This window comes from Streptomyces sp. NPDC004658 (assembly GCF_040609555.1).
Taxonomy (GTDB): domain Bacteria; phylum Actinomycetota; class Actinomycetes; order Streptomycetales; family Streptomycetaceae; genus Streptomyces.
Map to the genome: position 1 here is coordinate 1 of NZ_JBEXKG010000061.1, position 14,994 is coordinate 14,994.

Sequence of the window (14,994 nt, forward strand, 5' to 3'; positions counted from 1 at the left end):
CAGGATCAGGCCCCATGGACCTGCTGAACACGCTGGTGGACAAGGGGCTTCGGCGCGAGCTGCCGACCCGCGAGGAAGCGCTCGCCGTGCTGGCGCCGACCTCCCCGACCGCCACGCAGGCGACGGACGAGGGCGCGTACGTCACCCCGCTGGTGCGCAAGCTCGCCGCCGAGAACGGCGTCGACCTGGCCACCGTCAAGGGCACCGGCGTCGGCGGCCGTATCCGCAAGCAGGACGTCATCGCCGCCGCCGAGGCCGCGAAGGCCGCCGCCGCCCCGGCCCCGGCCGCTGCCGCCGCAGCCCCGGCCGCCGCCAGGAAGGCCCCGGCGCTGGAGGTCTCCCCCCTCCGTGGCCAGACCGTCAAGATGCCGCGCATCCGCAAGGTCATCGGCGACAACATGGTCAAGGCGCTGCACGAGCAGGCCCAGCTGTCGTCGGTCGTCGAGGTCGACGTCACCCGCCTGATGAGGCTGCGTGCCAAGGCGAAGGACTCCTTCGCGGCCCGCGAGGGCGTCAAGCTCTCCCCGATGCCGTTCTTCGTCAAGGCCGCCGCGCAGGCGCTGAAGGCCCACCCGGTCATCAACGCCAAGATCAACGAGGCCGAGGGGACCATCACCTACTTCGACACCGAGAACATCGGTATCGCGGTGGACTCCGAGAAGGGCCTGATGACCCCGGTCATCAAGAACGCCGGCGACCTCAACATCGCGGGCATCGCCAAGGCCACGGCCGAGCTGGCGGGCAAGGTCCGGGCCAGCAAGATCACCCCGGACGAGCTGTCCGGCGCGACCTTCACCATCTCCAACACCGGTTCGCGCGGCGCGCTGTTCGACACGATCATCGTGCCGCCGGGCCAGGTCGCGATCCTCGGCATCGGTGCCACGGTCAAGCGTCCGGCCGTCATCGAGACCGAGGAGGGCTCGGTCATCGGCGTCCGCGACATGACCTACCTGACCCTCTCCTACGACCACCGCCTGGTCGACGGCGCCGACGCGGCCCGTTACCTGACGGCGGTCAAGGCGATCCTGGAGGCCGGCGAGTTCGAGGTCGAGCTCGGCCTGTAACTCCTGTCCACCGCGAACGCCCCGTCCGGAGCCTGTCCGGGCGGGGTGTTCGTGTTTGTCGGCACACGAAGCGTGTAAGCCTCGTCTCACCTGCACCAAGGCGCCCCCGCGCGCCCTACCAGCGGAGCGATCCGGCCTTATTGTCTAAACGTCAGCCCTCCCTAAGGAGCCCTCATGACCGCGCCCGTCGTCCACTCGCTGCGCGAGCAGATCCGCGAGCACATCGTGGAGGGGATCGTCAGCGGGCGCTGGCAGCCGGGCGAGCGCATCGTGGAGCGCCGGATCGCCACCGAGCTGGAGGTCAGCCAGACCCCGGTCCGCGAGGCCCTGCGCGAGCTGGAGTCGCTGCGCCTGATCGAGTCGGCCCCCAACAAGGGCGTCCGCGTGCGGAACCTGACGGCGGCGGACCTGGAGGAGAGCTACCCGGTCCGGGCCGGTCTGGAGGCCATCGCGGCGGAGCTCGCGGCCGACCGCCTCGCGGAGGACTGCTCGGCGCTGGAGCCGCACGTCCTGGCGCTGTACGAGGCCGACCGGAAGGCGGACGGCACGGCCCAGGTGCGGCACACGGTCGGCTTCCACCGGGAGCTGGTCCGCGCGGCGCGCAACTCGGTGCTGCTGCACACCTGGGAGGGCCTCGGCATCGAGGTGTTCACGGCGCTGTCGATCCGCTGGCTGGGCACGGTCCAGCAGTCGTACGCGGAGGAGCACGAGGAGCTGGTGCAGGCGTTCAAGCGCCGGGACCCCCGGATCGCCGAGCTGGTGAAGGCCCACGTGCTGGGGTGCGCGCCGCGCGCGTGACCCAGCCGAGCATCCCCGCGCTCACCTGCGAAAACCCGGCATTTCCGCGTCACCCGGTGCCATCGCCGAAGGCACCGGGTGCCGACTTTCTCCAAATCAAGAGGTTTTGGCCCTCAACCCTTTGATCGATCATCGATCAGGGAGTTACAGTCGCCGACGGACGCGCGACGGAGTCGCACAACGACGCCGTCACCGAGGTCCGCCTGCCCTGTCCTGCCAAAGACCAAGGGCACCCCCGAACCCTTACCGATGAGGGAACCCCCTTCGACTGAGGAAGGCGGCGACATGACCGACCCCCACGCCATCCAGCCGAGCGCGCTCGACCAGCTCCCGGACCGCGACCCGGAGGAGACCGCCGAATGGCAGGCCTCCCTCGACGCCGTCGCCAGGGAGGCCGGGCCGCACCGCGCCGCGTACCTGATGCGCCGCACGCTGGAGCGCGCCGAGGCGGGCGGCATCGCGCTGCCGAAGCTCCTCGAGACCGACTACGTCAACACCATCCCGACCGCCGCCGAGCCCGACGTGCCCGGTGACCCGGAGATGGAAGCCCGGATCACCGCGTGGAACCGCTGGAACGCGGCCGCCATGGTGACCCGCGGCTCGAAGTACGGCGTCGGCGGCCACATCGCCACCTTCGCCTCCGCGGCCTGGCTGTACGAGACCGGCTTCAACCACTTCTTCAAGGGCAAGGAGTCCCAGGAAGCGGCCGGCTCCGGCGACCAGCTGTACATCCAGGGCCACGCCTCCCCCGGCATCTACGCCCGCGCCTTCCTCGACGGCCGGCTGAACGAGCACCACCTGGACAACTTCCGCCAGGAGGCCGGCGGCAACGGCCTGCCGTCGTACCCGCACCCGCGCCGCCTGCCCTGGCTGTGGGAGTTCCCGACGGTGTCGATGGGCCTCGGCCCGCTCTCCGCCATCTACCAGGCGCGCTTCAACCGCTACCTCACCAACCGCGGCATCAAGGACGTCTCCGCCTCCCACGTGTGGGCCTTCCTCGGCGACGGCGAGATGGACGAGCCGGAGTCGACGGCGGCCCTCGCGCTCGCCGCCCGTGAGGAGCTGGACAACCTCACCTTCGTCATCAACTGCAACCTGCAGCGCCTCGACGGCCCGGTCCGCGCCAACTTCAAGATCGTGCAGGAGCTGGAGGCCCAGTTCCGCGGCGCCGGCTGGAACGTGATCAAGACGCTGTGGGGCTCGGCCTGGGACGAGCTGTTCCAGCTCGACACCACCGGCGCGCTGGTACGCCGGCTGCGCGAGGTACCGGACGCGCAGATCCAGACGTACCAGACCCGCGACGCCGCCTACATCCGCCAGGACTTCTTCGGCAAGGACCCGGCGCTGGCCGAGATGGCGAAGCTGCTGAGCGACGACAAGATCCTCGACTGCTTCCACTTCTCCCGCGGTGGTCACGAGCCGCGCAAGGTCTACGCCGCGTACAAGGCCGCCGTCGAGCACAAGGGCGCGCCGACCGTGATCCTGGCCCAGACGGTCAAGGGCCACACCCTCGGTGAGGGCTTCGCCTCGAAGAACGCCAACCACCAGATGAAGAAGCTGACGGTGGACGAGTTCAAGGCGATGCGCGACCTGCTGGAGCTGCCGATCAAGGACAGCGACTTCGTCGACGGCGTGGTCCCCTACGGCCACCCGGGCGCCGACTCCCCCGAGGTCCGCTACCTCCAGGAGCGCCGTGCGGCCCTCGGCGGCCCGGCCCCGGCCCGCCGCACGCACCCGCTGCCGGCGCTGCCCGCCCCGTCCGAGAAGGCGTTCGCCGCCTTCGACAAGGGCTCCGGCTCCCAGAACGTGGCCACCACCATGGCCTTCGTCCGCCTCGTCAAGGACCTGGTCCGCGACAAGGAGACGGGCAGGCGCTGGGTGCCGATCGTCCCCGACGAGGCGCGCACCTTCGGCATGGAGAGCCTGTTCCCGTCCCTCGGCATCTACTCCCCGAAGGGCCAGACGTACGAGCCGGTCGACCGCGACCAGCTGATGTACTACAAGGAGGCCAAGAACGGCCAGATCCTCAACGAGGGGATCACCGAGGCCGGTTCGATGGCCGACTTCATCGCCGCTTCGACGTCGTACGCGACGCACGGCGAGGCGATGATCCCGTTCTACATCTTCTACTCGATGTTCGGCTGGCAGCGCACCGCCGACCAGATGTGGCAGCTCGGCGACCAGCTCGGCCGCGGCTTCCTCGTCGGCGCGACGGCCGGCCGGACGACCCTCACCGGTGAGGGCCTCCAGCACGCCGACGGCCACTCCCCGGTCATCGCCGCGACCAACCCGGCCGCGCTGACGTACGACCCCGCGTTCGCCTACGAGATCGCGGTGATCGTCCGTGAGGGCCTGCGCCGGATGTACGGCGAGGCCAAGCCGGGTGAGGACCAGAACGTCTTCTACTACCTGACGGTCTACAACGAGCCGCTGCCGCAGCCGGCCAAGCCGCAGGGCCTCGGCATCGACGAGGGCATCGTCAAGGGCCTGTACCGCTTCAACACGGCCGAGTCGGCGGGCGTGTCCGTGCCCGCCAACGCGCCGCGCATCCAGCTGCTGGGCTCGGGTACGGCGATCCACTGGGCCCTCCAGGCGCAGAAGCTGCTGGCCGAGGAGTGGGGCGTGGCCGCGGACGTGTGGTCGGCGACCTCGTGGTCGGAGCTGCGCCGGGACGCCATGGAGGCCGACGCGGCGCTGCTGCGGGGCGAGGAGCGGGTGCCCTACGTCCGCCAGGCGCTCCAGGGCGCCGAGGGCCCGGTGCTGGCGGTCTCCGACTACATGCGCCAGGTCCCGGACCAGATCGCGCAGTGGGTGGAGCAGGACTGGTCCTCGCTGGGCGCCGACGGCTTCGGTCTGTCGGACACCCGTGAGGCCGCCCGCCGCCACTTCGGCGTCGACGCCCAGTCGATCGTCGTCGCGGCCCTGGCGCAGCTCGCCCGGCGTGGCGAGGTGAAGGCCACGGCGGTCAAGGAGGCCCGGGAGAAGTACGGGCTGTAAACGACCGCGCGTCATGCGAGTGGCCCCCGCTCCGGCGGGGGCCTCTTGCATGATGAACGCATGCGTGCCGCACGTCTGATCAAGATGGTTCTCCTCCTGCAGTCCCGGCCCGCCATGACCGCCGCCGAGCTGGCGCGCGAGCTGGAGGTGTCGGAGCGGACCGTGACGCGGGACGCGCAGGCGCTGTCGGAGGCGGGGGTGCCGGTGTACGCCGACCGGGGCAGGGCCGGCGGGTACCGGCTGGTGGGCGGGTACCGGACGCGGCTGACCGGGCTGGCCCGCAGCGAGGCGGAGGCGCTGTTCCTGAGCGGGGTGCCGGGGGCGCTGCGCGAGATGGGGCTTCAGGACGCGGCCTCCGCGGCCCGGCTGAAGGTGTCGGCGGCGCTCCTGCCCTCGCTGCGGGACGCGCCGGACACCGCGGCGCAGCGGTTCCACCTGGACGCCCCGGCCTGGTTCCGGGAGCCCGGGACGCCCGCCGGGCTGCCCGTGATCGCCGAGGCGGTGTGGGACGACCGGCGGGTCGACGTCGGCTACCGGCGCGGGGACGGGACCGTCGAGCGGCGGCTGGAGCCGTACGGGCTCGTGCTGAAGGCGGGGGTCTGGTACCTGTGCGCGCGGGTGGCCGGGGCCGGCGCCTTCCGGACGTACCGGATCGACCGGTTCACCGCGGTGACCGCGCTCGACGAGCGGTTCGACCGCGATCCCGGGTTCGACCTGCCCGGGTTCTGGGCGGAGCAGGCCGAGCGGTTCGCCCGGTCGATCCTGCGCGCGGAGGTGGTCGTACGGCTGTCCCCGCAGGGCGTGCGCCGGCTGCCGCACGCCGTGGATCCGCTCGGCGCGCGGGAGGCGCTGGCGGGCGCGGGCGCCCCGGACGCCGAGGGCTGGGTGACGGTGACGCTGCCGGTGGAGTCGGAGGAGGTCGCGCACAGCCAGCTGACCGCGCTGGGGCCGGAGGCGGAGGTGCTGGCTCCGGCGAGCCTGCGGGAGCGCTGCGCGGCGGACGCGGCCCGGCTCGCCGCGCTGTACGGCCGCAGGGAGGGCTGACGGCGATCCGCCGTGCTCCGCGTGCGCCCCACCGGCCGAGGCCCGATGCTGGTGGCGTGATGGACGAGACGGAGTTCTGGGAGCTGATCGACGCCACCCGCGAGGCCGCCGGGGGCGATCCCGAGGAACAGGCGGACGCGCTCGTGGAGCGGCTGCTCCAGCTGGAGCCCGACCTCGTCCTGGACTTCGCCCGTCACTTCGAGGCCCGTTACAACCGCGCCTACCGCTGGGACCTGTGGGGTGCCGCCTGGCTGCTGCTGGACGGGTGCAGCGACGACGCGTTCGACTTCTTCCGGTGCTGGCTGATCGGCCAGGGCCGGGAGGTCTTCGAGGGTGCCGTGCACGAGCCGGACGCCCTGGCCGAGCTGCTCGACGACTTCGACGAGGAGGTCGACGGCGACGGCGAGGAGCTGGGCTACGCGGCGGACGAGGCGTACGAGCAGCTGACCGGCACCGTCGCGCCCGACCTGGGCATCGCCCCGGCGCCGGCCGAGCCGGAGGGCACGCCCCTGGACCTGGAGGACGACCGGGTGCTCGCGCAGCGCTATCCCCGCCTGTGGCAGCGGTTCCGGGGGTGAGGGCCGTGCCGGGACCCGCCGTCGCCTTCCCCTCCGCCCCCGACGCGGGCTCTGTGCGGCCGTGCGCCCGCGGGTGGTGTCCGCGAGCGGGCGGGCCCGCGGCCGCTCGGCCCTGGCCGCGCGGTGCATCGGGGCCGCGTCGGCCCGGTCGAGGGCGGACGCGGTGACGGCGGCCGGGCCGAGGAGGACGGTCGCGACCGCGCGGACCACCGCCCAGGGGCCGTGGGCGGCTCGGTGCGGGCCGCGTGTCACCTGTGGTCTTCCGGTGCCCGTGATGTGCGCTGTGCCACCCGGTGGAACCATCGTCCTGGTCCGGGACGTTTCCGGGGGTACAGACGTACGTGGCCGGTTCCGCCGCCCGGTGGGCGCCTGGTGTGCGCGTGGCTGATCGGCGGACCGGTCCCGTCCGTAGTGAGGGGTTGAGAGAAAGGCGGCTCGGTGGACCTGCTCGACCTGGTGCTCGTACTGGTGATCGTCGTCTACGCGGTGTCCGGATATCGCCGCGGGCTGGTGGCGGGATGCGTCTCGCTGGCCGGGTTCGTGGGCGGCGCGGCCGTCGGTGTCTGGGTGCTGCCGTGGGTGACGGGCCAGGTGGAGCGGGGTACGGCCACGGCGACGGTGCTCGCGGTGCTGACGGTGCTGGTGCCGGCGGTGGTGGGGCACGAGCTGGCGGGCCGGCTGGCGCTGCGGCTGCGCGGGGAGCTGGACCGGGGGCCGCTGCGGGTGGCGGACGGCGTCGGGGGCGCGGCGGCGAACTCGGTCGCGGTGCTGATCGTGGCCTGGGTGGCGGCGAGCGTGCTGAGCGCGGCCCCGTCGCAGGCCCTGGCGACGGCGATACGGAACTCCACGCTGCTGGGCGCGGTGCAGGAGGCGATGCCCCAGACCACACCCGCCTGGTTCTCGCGGGCCACGTCCGCGCTGACCGAGGCGGGCTTCCCGCAGGTGTTCAACCCGTTCGAGAACGAGTCGACGGCCCGGGTGGCCCGGCCGACCGGTGACAGCGTCACGCCCGCCGCGACGAACGCCGCCAGGCTGAGCACGGTCAAGATCGAGGGCGCCGTGGGCACCGAGGGCCGCGAGGGCAGCGGGTTCGTGTACGCGCCCCGGCGTGTGATGACCAACGCGCACGTGGTGGCCGGCATCGACCGTCCGAGTGTGCGGATCGGCGGCGTCGGGCCGTCGTACGCGGCCCGGGTGGTGCTCTTCGACCCGGACCGGGACGTGGCGGTGCTGTACGTGCCGGATCTGCGCGCCCCGGTGCTGCGGTTCGACGGGAGCGCCGTGCGCGGGGACTCGGCGGTGGTGGCGGGCTATCCGCAGGACGGGAGCCTGGACCTCCAGGCGGCGACGGTCGGGAACCTGGTGCGGGCGACCGGCCAGAACATCTACAACGACCGCACGGTCACCCGGGAGATCTACGCGATCCGCTCCACGGTCCGGCCGGGCAACTCCGGCGGCCCGCTGCTGACCACGGACGGCCGGGTGTTCGGGGTGGTCTTCGCCCGCTCCACCTCGGACGCCGAGACGGGGTACGTGCTGACGGCGGCCGAGGTGGCGGGCGACGCCCGGCGCGCGGCCACGGCGACGGCGCCGGTGGACACGGGCGAGCTGGTCAGTTCCTAGGCGCCGCGGGGCTCACAGGGCGCGGCCCATGCAGATGTCGTCGACGTACACGCCGTCGAGGAGGAACTCCCCGGGCAGCACGCCCTCGACGGCGAAGCCCTCGGACTCGTACAGCGCCCGGGCGGGGGTGTTGTGCCCGAGCACGCGCAGGGTGAGGCGCCGTGCCCCGCGCCGCCGCGCCTCCGCGACGGCGGCCCGGATCAGGGCGCGTCCGACGCCCCGCCCGCGCGCCTCCTCGGCCACGGCGAAGCCCTGGATGGCCAGGACGTGCGCGTTGGAGGCGAGCGGGGTCGGGTGGGTGAGGCGGATGTAGCCGAGGACGCGCCCGTCGGCCTCGGCGACGAGGTACTCCCGCGGCGGGTGCCGCTCGTCGAAGAAGGGCGGGTACGGCGGCTGCGGCTGGGGCATCACCGCGTGCAGGGGGGACCAGGTGGCCCGGTCGAGGACGGCCAGCGGCTCCTCGTCGGCGGCTTGGGCGATGCGTATGTGCGGCTCCGGCATGGCGATCACCCTACGGCGGGCGGTCCGGGCGGCCCCAGCGGGTTTCCGTCCGGCGGTGCGGTCATGCTGGGGTCATGGAACGTTCACGTATCGCGGTGGCCGGCGCGTCCGGTCTCATCGGCAGCGCTCTGGTGCGGTCCCTGACGGCGGACGGGCACGAGGTGGTCCGGCTGGTGCGCCGGGAGCCCCGGGGCGCGGACGAGGTGCGCTGGGACCCGGAGCGGCAGTACGTCGACGCGGCCGGGCTGACGGGGTGTGACGTGGTGGTCAACCTGGCGGGGGCCGGGGTCGGGGAGCGGCGCTGGACGCCGGAGTACAAGCGGCTGCTGCGGGACAGCAGGGTGCTGGGGACGGCCGCGCTGGCGGAGGCGGCGGCCTCGCTGCCGCGTCCTCCGCGGGTGTTCGTGAACGGCAGCGCGATCGGCTTCTACGGCGACACCGGCGACCGGGTGGTGGACGAGGACGCGCCGCCGGGTGACGGTTTCCTGTCCGCGCTGTGCGTGGAGTGGGAGGAGGCGGCGGCACCCGTGGCGGAGGCGGGGGTGCGGACGGTGTTCCTGCGCACGGGTCTGGTGGTGGCCCGGGGCGGCGGGGCCTGGGGGCGGCTGTTCCCGCTGTTCCGGGCGGGGCTCGGGGGGCGCCTCGGTGACGGGCGGCAGTACTGGTCGTACATCGCGCTGCACGACGAGGTCGCCGCGATCCGGCACCTCATCGACGGCGACGGCCTGTCCGGGCCGTTCAACCTGACGGCGCCCCAGCCGCTGACGAACGCGGAGATCACGGCGGCGATGGCGCGGGTGCTGCACCGTCCGGCGGCGTTCGCGGTGCCCGCCCCGGTGCTGCGGGCGGTGCTCGGGGAGATGGCCGCAGACGTGCTGGGCAGTCAGCGGGCGGTGCCCAGGCGGTTGCTGGAGTCGGGGTTCCGGTTCGCGTTCCCGGGCATCGAGGAGGCGATCCGCGCGGCGGTGTGAGCGGGTGGGACGAGCGCGACGGGGTGAGCCGCCCGGCAACACCGGCGAACGAAAGTGACCGCATGCGACCTCCATGCGACCGTGCCCTGTTGATGCGCGACTGCCTTTGACCGATCACGCCCCTACCCTCGACCCGAACTCGGGTATCCCTTGCGCCTGTTGGGGGCATGACGTCTCCACCGGTCGCGCAACCACAGGAGGGGCCTCGTGCTTGAGCCCGCGTACCAGGTGGACGTCGTCATCGTGGGAGCCGGAATCGCCGGTCTCTCGGCGGCTCATCGGCTGACCAGTGCAGGAATCACGACCGCGGTCCTGGAGGCCGCCCCGTACGTCGGCGGCCGCATGTCGACCGAGAAGGTCGACGGCTTCCGGCTCGACCGCATCGGACAGCTGCTGTCCACCTCCTATCCCGAACTCCGCCTGAGTCCGGGCCTGGACGCCCTCACCGTGCGCCGTTTCGCGCCGGGCGTGCTGCTGCACCGCGACGGCCGCACCCACCGTGCGGGCGCGCCGGCGGGCGGTGGGAGCGCACGGGGCGCACGGGGCGCACTCCATGTGGTGCGTGCCCTCGCCAACGCCCCCCGGGGCACGGCGGTACCGCCCGGCGCGCCGGTGGGCGGCGCGGTGGACCAGGCCCGGCTGGGCGCGGCGCTCGGCCGGATCGCCACGACCCCCGTGGAACGCGTCCTGGCCCGCCCCGAGATGCCGGCCGCCCTCGCCCTCGCCCAGCGCGGCGTCCCGGCCCGCACCATCGAGGGCTTCCTGCGCCCGCTGCTCGCCACGCTGCTGTGCGACCCGGAGCTGACCACCTCCAGCAGGTGCGCCGACCTGGCGCTGCGCGCCTTCGCGAGCGGGCGGCTGTGCGTGCCGGAGGGCGGCGCCGAGGTGCTGCCGGAGCTGCTGGCCGGGGGACTGCCGCCGGGCACCGTGCGCACCGGGGTCCGGGTCACCTCGGTGTCCACGACCTCGGTGGCGACCGCCGAGCACGGGGAGATCCGCTGCCGGGCGGTGCTGCTGGCGACGGACGCGCGCGCCGCGGCCGAACTGCTGCCGGGGCTCAGGGTGCCGGACTTCCACCCCGTGACGGTCGTGCACCACACCACGGACGAGCCGGCGGCGGCCTTCTCGACGGGCACCTCGCTGCTGCTGGACGCCGACCGGGGCGGGCCGGTGGCGCACACGGCGGTCCTCAGCAACGTGGACCCGAGCCGGGCGCCGGCCGGCCGGGTCCTGATCTCCTCGACGGTGCTGGGCACCCCTCCGGAGGGCGTCGACACCGCCGTCCGCATCCATCTCTCCCGCCTCTACGGCACCTCCACGCGCCGCTGGGAGACGCTGGCCGTGCACCACACCCCGGAGGCGGTGCCCGCCATGCGTCCGCCGCACGACCTGCGCCGCCCGGTGCGCCTCCTGGCCGGCCTGTACGTCTGCGGCGACCACCGGGACACCAGCACGGTCCAGGGCGCCCTGCACTCGGCGCACCGGGCCGCGTCGGCCATCCTGGCGGACCTGGGCGCGACGGGTTCGATGCACAGCGCGGACCCGCTTCCGACGATGCCGAGGGCGGCGTGAACGCGCCCGAAGGGACGCGGGGAACCGCGCGCTCCGCCCCATCGGCGCGGCACCCGGCGAACCACCGGAACTACCCCAGGGCCGCCACCTTCTCCCGGTACACCCGCACCGGTGCCGCGTCCCGATAGGGCTCCAGCCGCCGCTCGAACTCCTTGACGTACTCCACCGCGCGAGCGCTCCGCATCTCGGCGGCCTGCCCTGCCGCCTCCGCGGCGATCGCGCACGCCTGGTCCAGTTCGCCGAGGCCGAGGCGGGCGGTGGCGAGGACGACCCGGCAGAACAGGCGGCTGCGGGCGTAGGCCGGTGCCCGCAGCTGGAGGGACCGTTCGGCGTGCTGCGCGGCGGCCCGGAACTGCTGGAGATCCCGGTGGCAGTGCCCGAACTCGTCGGCGAGCTGCGCCTCGTCGAAGAACGCGGCCCAGTACGGCACCTCGTCCCCGGGCCGGGCCGCCTCCAGGGCGCGCTCGGCCCGCACGAGCGCGGCGGTGCACGCCCGCACCTCCCCCAGCACGCCGTGCGCCCGCGCCTCGGACGCGTGCAGCAGCGCCTGCACGACCGGCGGGGCACCCGTGCCGACCCCCTGCTGGGCGACCCGGGCCAGCTGCACGGCCTCCCTGCCGTGGCCGAGGTAGACGGCCTGGCGGCTCATGGTGACCAGCACATAGGAGCCGTAGGCCCGGTCGCCGGCCGCCTGGGCGAGCCGCAGGGCCTGCACGTAGTACCGCTGGGCGAGCCCGTGCGCGGCGATGTCGTACGAGGTCCAGCCGGCGAGCCGGGTCAGGTCGGCGGCGGCGGCGAACAGGCGGCGGCCGGTCTGCTCGTCGTAGCTGCCGCGCAGCATCGGCTCGCACTCGTGCTCCAGGTAGCGCACCAGCGCCTGCCGGGCGTGGCCGCCGCCGAACCGGTCGTCGAGGGTGCGGAACAGCTCGCCGACCGAGCGCAGCGCGGCGATGTCACCGCCGGTGACCCTGTGGCCGGGGGCGCGTTCGGCGTGCGTCCGCAGCCGCGGCGGAATCAGGGGCGCCGGCTGCGGCGGTCTGGCCGCCCCGGGCCGGCCCTGCGGCGGCACTCGGGGCACAGGCTCGCGGGCCACCCGGTCGTCGGCCTTGCCGATCAGCCAGTCCCGGCTGGGCACCACGAGCCCCGCCGGGGTGAAGGCGATCTTGCGCAGCTCGGCGTGGCTGCCGGAGTCCTTGCGCCACAGCCCGCTGACGATGTCGACGGCCTCCTCGGGGGTGGCCGCGAACTCCAGCCCGGCGTACACCGGCGCGCACGCGTCCAGGCCGAGGTCCTGGGCGGTGAGCCGGCGCCCGAGCCGGCGCGTGAAGACCTCGGCGATGAGGGCCGGGGTCGTACCGCGTGGCTGCTGGCCGCGCAGCCAGCGGGTGACCGAGGTCTTGTCGTATCTGAGGTCCAGCCCGTGCTCCAGGCCGAGCTGGTCGACGCGACGGGCCAGACCCGCGTTGGAGAACCCCGCTTCTGCGATGAGCGCGGCGAGCTGGCGGTTGGGGGTGCGCTGCGCGGGTCGGTCCGTCATCTGCGGTGCGGTCTCCTGCCTTCCGGGCCGGTCGATGTGCCCGGATTGCCTTTGAGCAGCCCTTATGGCCTCACGAACGGCGCGAATGTAGCGGAGAGTGAGCAGGCGGTCGCACACTTCGCCGTGCATTCATCCGATCGTGTGAGGAACGCCCGCAGGGCTGACGTACTCCGGTCGGACGTACAGTGGCGAGGGCGCGTCACGCGCCTGACACACCGGTCGCTGAGGGAGGCGCTTGCCGTGAGTGAGTTGCGGTTCGTCCGCATGGGGTTCGGTGCGGATGCCGTCGATTACCAGGAGGCCTGGGACGAGCAGCGCCGGGTGCACGCGGCCCGGTTCGCCGACGAGGTCCCGGACACCGTGATCCTCCTGGAGCACCCCCCGGTGTACACGGCCGGCCGGCGCACGGAGGACAGCGAGCGCCCGCTGGACGGCACCCCGGTCATCGACGTGGACCGCGGCGGCAAGATCACCTGGCACGGACCGGGCCAGCTGGTGGGCTACCCGATCCAGAAGCTGCCCCGCCCGGTGGACGTCGTCGCGCACGTGCGGCGGCTGGAGGAGGCGATCATCCGCGCCTGCGCCGAGTTCGGCCTGAAGACCACCCGCGTGGAGGGCCGCAGCGGCGTGTGGGTGCTCGGCGACCCGGTCGAGCAGCGGCCGGCGCTCGGAGGACTGTCCCTGGACTTCGACCCGCGGCTGACCGACGAGGAGTTCGACCCCCGGCTGAACGGCCCGGAGTACGCCCCCTCCAACGCGGGCCAGCGCCGTGAGGACCGGAAGATCGCCGCGATCGGCATCCGGGTCGCCAAGGGCGTCACGATGCACGGCTTCTCCTTCAACGTGAACCCGGACAACGCCTGGTTCGACCGGATCATCCCGTGCGGCATCCGGGACGCCGGCGTCACCTCCCTCGCCAACGAGCTGGGCCGGGACATCACGGTCGAGGAGGTCCTGCCGGTGGTCGAGAAGCACCTGCGGGACGTCCTGGAGAACGCCGACCTGAAGCCGCGGGTGATCGAGAAGGCGTCCGCCTGATCGTCCGCCGGGGGAATGCGCCCTGCGACAGCGGGGTTGGCCTCAGCGGCAGAGCGCACACAGTACGGGCGTACCCTGGGGTACGCCGAAGAATCGAAGTCACAGGGAGCCGGTCGTGTCCGCAGTCGCACCCGACGGGAAGCAAATGCCAAGCCCTGACGGGCGGCGATTGCTGCGCCTTGAGGTCCGCAACAGCCAGACCCCCATCGAGCGCAAGCCCGAGTGGATCAAGACCCGGGCGAAAATGGGCCCCGAATACACGAAGATGCAGAACCTCGTGAAGAGCGAGGGGCTGCACACGGTGTGCCAGGAAGCCGGCTGCCCGAACATCTACGAGTGCTGGGAGGACCGCGAGGCGACCTTCCTCATCGGCGGCGACCAGTGCACCCGGCGCTGTGACTTCTGCCAGATCGACACCGGCAAGCCCGAGGCGCTGGACCGTGACGAGCCGCGCCGCGTGGGCGAGTCCGTGGTCACCATGGACCTGAACTACGCCACCATCACCGGCGTCGCCCGCGACGACCTGGAGGACGGCGGCGCCTGGCTGTACGCCGAGACCGTGCGCCAGATCCACGAGCAGACGGCCGGCCGTGAGGGCGGCCGGACGAAGGTCGAGCTGCTGGCCCCCGACTTCAACGCGGTCCCGGAGCAGCTGGCGGAGGTCTTCGCCTCCCGCCCCGAGGTCTTCGCGCACAACGTCGAGACGGTCCCCCGGATCTTCAAGCGGATCCGCCCCGGCTTCCGCTACGAGCGCTCCCTGAAGGTCATCACCGAGGCCCGCGACTACGGCCTGGTGACCAAGTCGAACCTGATCCTCGGCATGGGCGAGACCCGCGAGGAGGTCAGCGAGGCGCTGAAGCAGCTGCACGACGCGGGCTGCGAGCTGGTCACCATCACCCAGTACCTGCGGCCGTCGGTGCGCCACCACCCGGTGGAGCGCTGGGTGAAGCCGCACGAGTTCGTGGAGCTGAAGGAGGAGGCCGAGCAGATCGGCTTCTCCGGTGTGATGTCGGGCCCGCTGGTCCGCTCCTCCTACCGCGCCGGGCGGCTGTACCAGATGGCCGTGGAGAAGCGGGGGGCGTACGTCGCCGCCCAGGCGGTGTGAGCCGCGCGTGTGAATTCGCGCACAAGTTCTTACTGACCAGTAATGGCCGAGACGACGCGGTCCCGACCGTCCTCGCTGATGAGGGCGCCGGCGGGGCCGCGTCGGCGTTTCAGCCCGTCACATCCAGGCTTCATGTGTGTTTGACCGGTCGGTCACGCCCTGGTAA

The 14,994-nt window shown here is 73.1% G+C and carries 12 protein-coding genes; 10 read left to right on the top strand and 2 right to left on the bottom strand.

Annotated elements, in window-relative coordinates; translation table 11 throughout:
* The 6 genes from sucB to ABZV94_RS21365 all read left to right on the top strand — a co-directional run.
* On the top strand, positions 1 to 1,064 hold a 1,064-nt coding region (sucB, locus tag ABZV94_RS21340; RefSeq protein ID WP_356342381.1), incomplete at its 5' end, for a 2-oxoglutarate dehydrogenase, E2 component, dihydrolipoamide succinyltransferase.
* A gap of 174 nt (positions 1,065 to 1,238) precedes the next feature.
* Positions 1,239 to 1,862: a GntR family transcriptional regulator gene (locus ABZV94_RS21345; RefSeq protein ID WP_030656699.1), complete on the top strand. Its 624-nt coding sequence runs from the start codon at positions 1,239 to 1,241 to the stop codon at positions 1,860 to 1,862.
* Between the two features lie 285 nt (positions 1,863 to 2,147).
* Positions 2,148 to 4,859: a pyruvate dehydrogenase (acetyl-transferring), homodimeric type gene (gene aceE, locus ABZV94_RS21350; protein WP_356342383.1), complete on the top strand. Its 2,712-nt coding sequence runs from the start codon at positions 2,148 to 2,150 to the stop codon at positions 4,857 to 4,859.
* A 60-nt stretch (positions 4,860 to 4,919) separates the two neighbouring features.
* On the top strand, positions 4,920 to 5,903 hold the full coding sequence (locus ABZV94_RS21355) for a YafY family protein (RefSeq protein ID WP_356342385.1): 984 nt from the start codon (positions 4,920 to 4,922) through the stop codon (positions 5,901 to 5,903).
* Positions 5,904 to 5,962: 59 nt separating this feature from the next.
* Positions 5,963 to 6,481, top strand: coding sequence for a DUF4240 domain-containing protein (locus ABZV94_RS21360; protein ID WP_356342473.1), 519 nt, complete (start codon positions 5,963 to 5,965; stop codon positions 6,479 to 6,481).
* Between the two features lie 438 nt (positions 6,482 to 6,919).
* Positions 6,920 to 8,104 (top strand): MarP family serine protease, encoded by a 1,185-nt coding sequence (locus tag ABZV94_RS21365; RefSeq protein WP_356342387.1) that lies wholly within the window; start codon positions 6,920 to 6,922, stop codon positions 8,102 to 8,104.
* A 12-nt stretch (positions 8,105 to 8,116) separates the two neighbouring features.
* Here ABZV94_RS21365 and ABZV94_RS21370 read toward each other — a convergent pair whose 3' ends face one another.
* The gene (locus tag ABZV94_RS21370; RefSeq protein ID WP_356342389.1) at positions 8,117 to 8,605 is read right to left on the bottom strand and encodes a GNAT family N-acetyltransferase; all 489 of its coding nucleotides are present in this window, start codon (positions 8,603 to 8,605) and stop codon (positions 8,117 to 8,119) included.
* A gap of 74 nt (positions 8,606 to 8,679) precedes the next feature.
* On the opposite strand from ABZV94_RS21370, the gene ABZV94_RS21375 reads away from it, so the two are divergent.
* Both ABZV94_RS21375 and ABZV94_RS21380 read left to right on the top strand, forming a co-directional pair.
* Positions 8,680 to 9,576, top strand: a complete 897-nt coding sequence (locus ABZV94_RS21375) for a TIGR01777 family oxidoreductase (protein WP_356342391.1) — start codon at positions 8,680 to 8,682, stop codon at positions 9,574 to 9,576.
* A 207-nt stretch (positions 9,577 to 9,783) separates the two neighbouring features.
* Complete coding sequence (locus ABZV94_RS21380; RefSeq protein ID WP_356342394.1) at positions 9,784 to 11,148, top strand: NAD(P)/FAD-dependent oxidoreductase; 1,365 nt, start codon at positions 9,784 to 9,786, stop codon at positions 11,146 to 11,148.
* A gap of 70 nt (positions 11,149 to 11,218) precedes the next feature.
* On the opposite strand, the gene ABZV94_RS21385 is transcribed toward ABZV94_RS21380, so the two are convergent.
* Positions 11,219 to 12,685, bottom strand: coding sequence for a regulator (locus ABZV94_RS21385; RefSeq protein ID WP_356342396.1), 1,467 nt, complete (start codon positions 12,683 to 12,685; stop codon positions 11,219 to 11,221).
* Positions 12,686 to 12,925: 240 nt separating this feature from the next.
* Between ABZV94_RS21385 and lipB the strand changes: the two genes are divergently transcribed.
* Together lipB and lipA are read left to right on the top strand one after the other, a co-directional pair.
* Positions 12,926 to 13,723: a lipoyl(octanoyl) transferase LipB gene (gene lipB, locus ABZV94_RS21390; RefSeq protein WP_356342398.1), complete on the top strand. Its 798-nt coding sequence runs from the start codon at positions 12,926 to 12,928 to the stop codon at positions 13,721 to 13,723.
* 145 nt (positions 13,724 to 13,868) lie between these two features.
* The gene (gene lipA / locus ABZV94_RS21395) at positions 13,869 to 14,828 is read left to right on the top strand and encodes a lipoyl synthase (protein WP_356342400.1); all 960 of its coding nucleotides are present in this window, start codon (positions 13,869 to 13,871) and stop codon (positions 14,826 to 14,828) included.
* The last annotated feature ends 166 nt before the right edge of the window (positions 14,829 to 14,994 follow it).

What these genes read in the sequence shown, in the direction of transcription:
- ABZV94_RS21345 (WP_030656699.1), top strand. Translation starts at nt 1,239, where the DNA reads ATGACCGCGCCCGTCGTCCACTCGCTGCGCGAGCAGATCCGCGAGCAC.
- aceE (WP_356342383.1), top strand. Translation starts at nt 2,148, where the DNA reads ATGACCGACCCCCACGCCATCCAGCCGAGCGCGCTCGACCAGCTCCCG.
- ABZV94_RS21355 (WP_356342385.1), top strand. Translation starts at nt 4,920, where the DNA reads ATGCGTGCCGCACGTCTGATCAAGATGGTTCTCCTCCTGCAGTCCCGG.
- ABZV94_RS21360 (WP_356342473.1), top strand. Translation starts at nt 5,963, where the DNA reads ATGGACGAGACGGAGTTCTGGGAGCTGATCGACGCCACCCGCGAGGCC.
- ABZV94_RS21370 (WP_356342389.1), bottom strand. Translation starts at nt 8,605, where the DNA reads ATGCCGGAGCCGCACATACGCATCGCCCAAGCCGCCGACGAGGAGCCG.
- ABZV94_RS21375 (WP_356342391.1), top strand. Translation starts at nt 8,680, where the DNA reads ATGGAACGTTCACGTATCGCGGTGGCCGGCGCGTCCGGTCTCATCGGC.
- ABZV94_RS21385 (WP_356342396.1), bottom strand. Translation starts at nt 12,685, where the DNA reads ATGACGGACCGACCCGCGCAGCGCACCCCCAACCGCCAGCTCGCCGCG.
- lipA (WP_356342400.1), top strand. Translation starts at nt 13,869, where the DNA reads ATGCCAAGCCCTGACGGGCGGCGATTGCTGCGCCTTGAGGTCCGCAAC.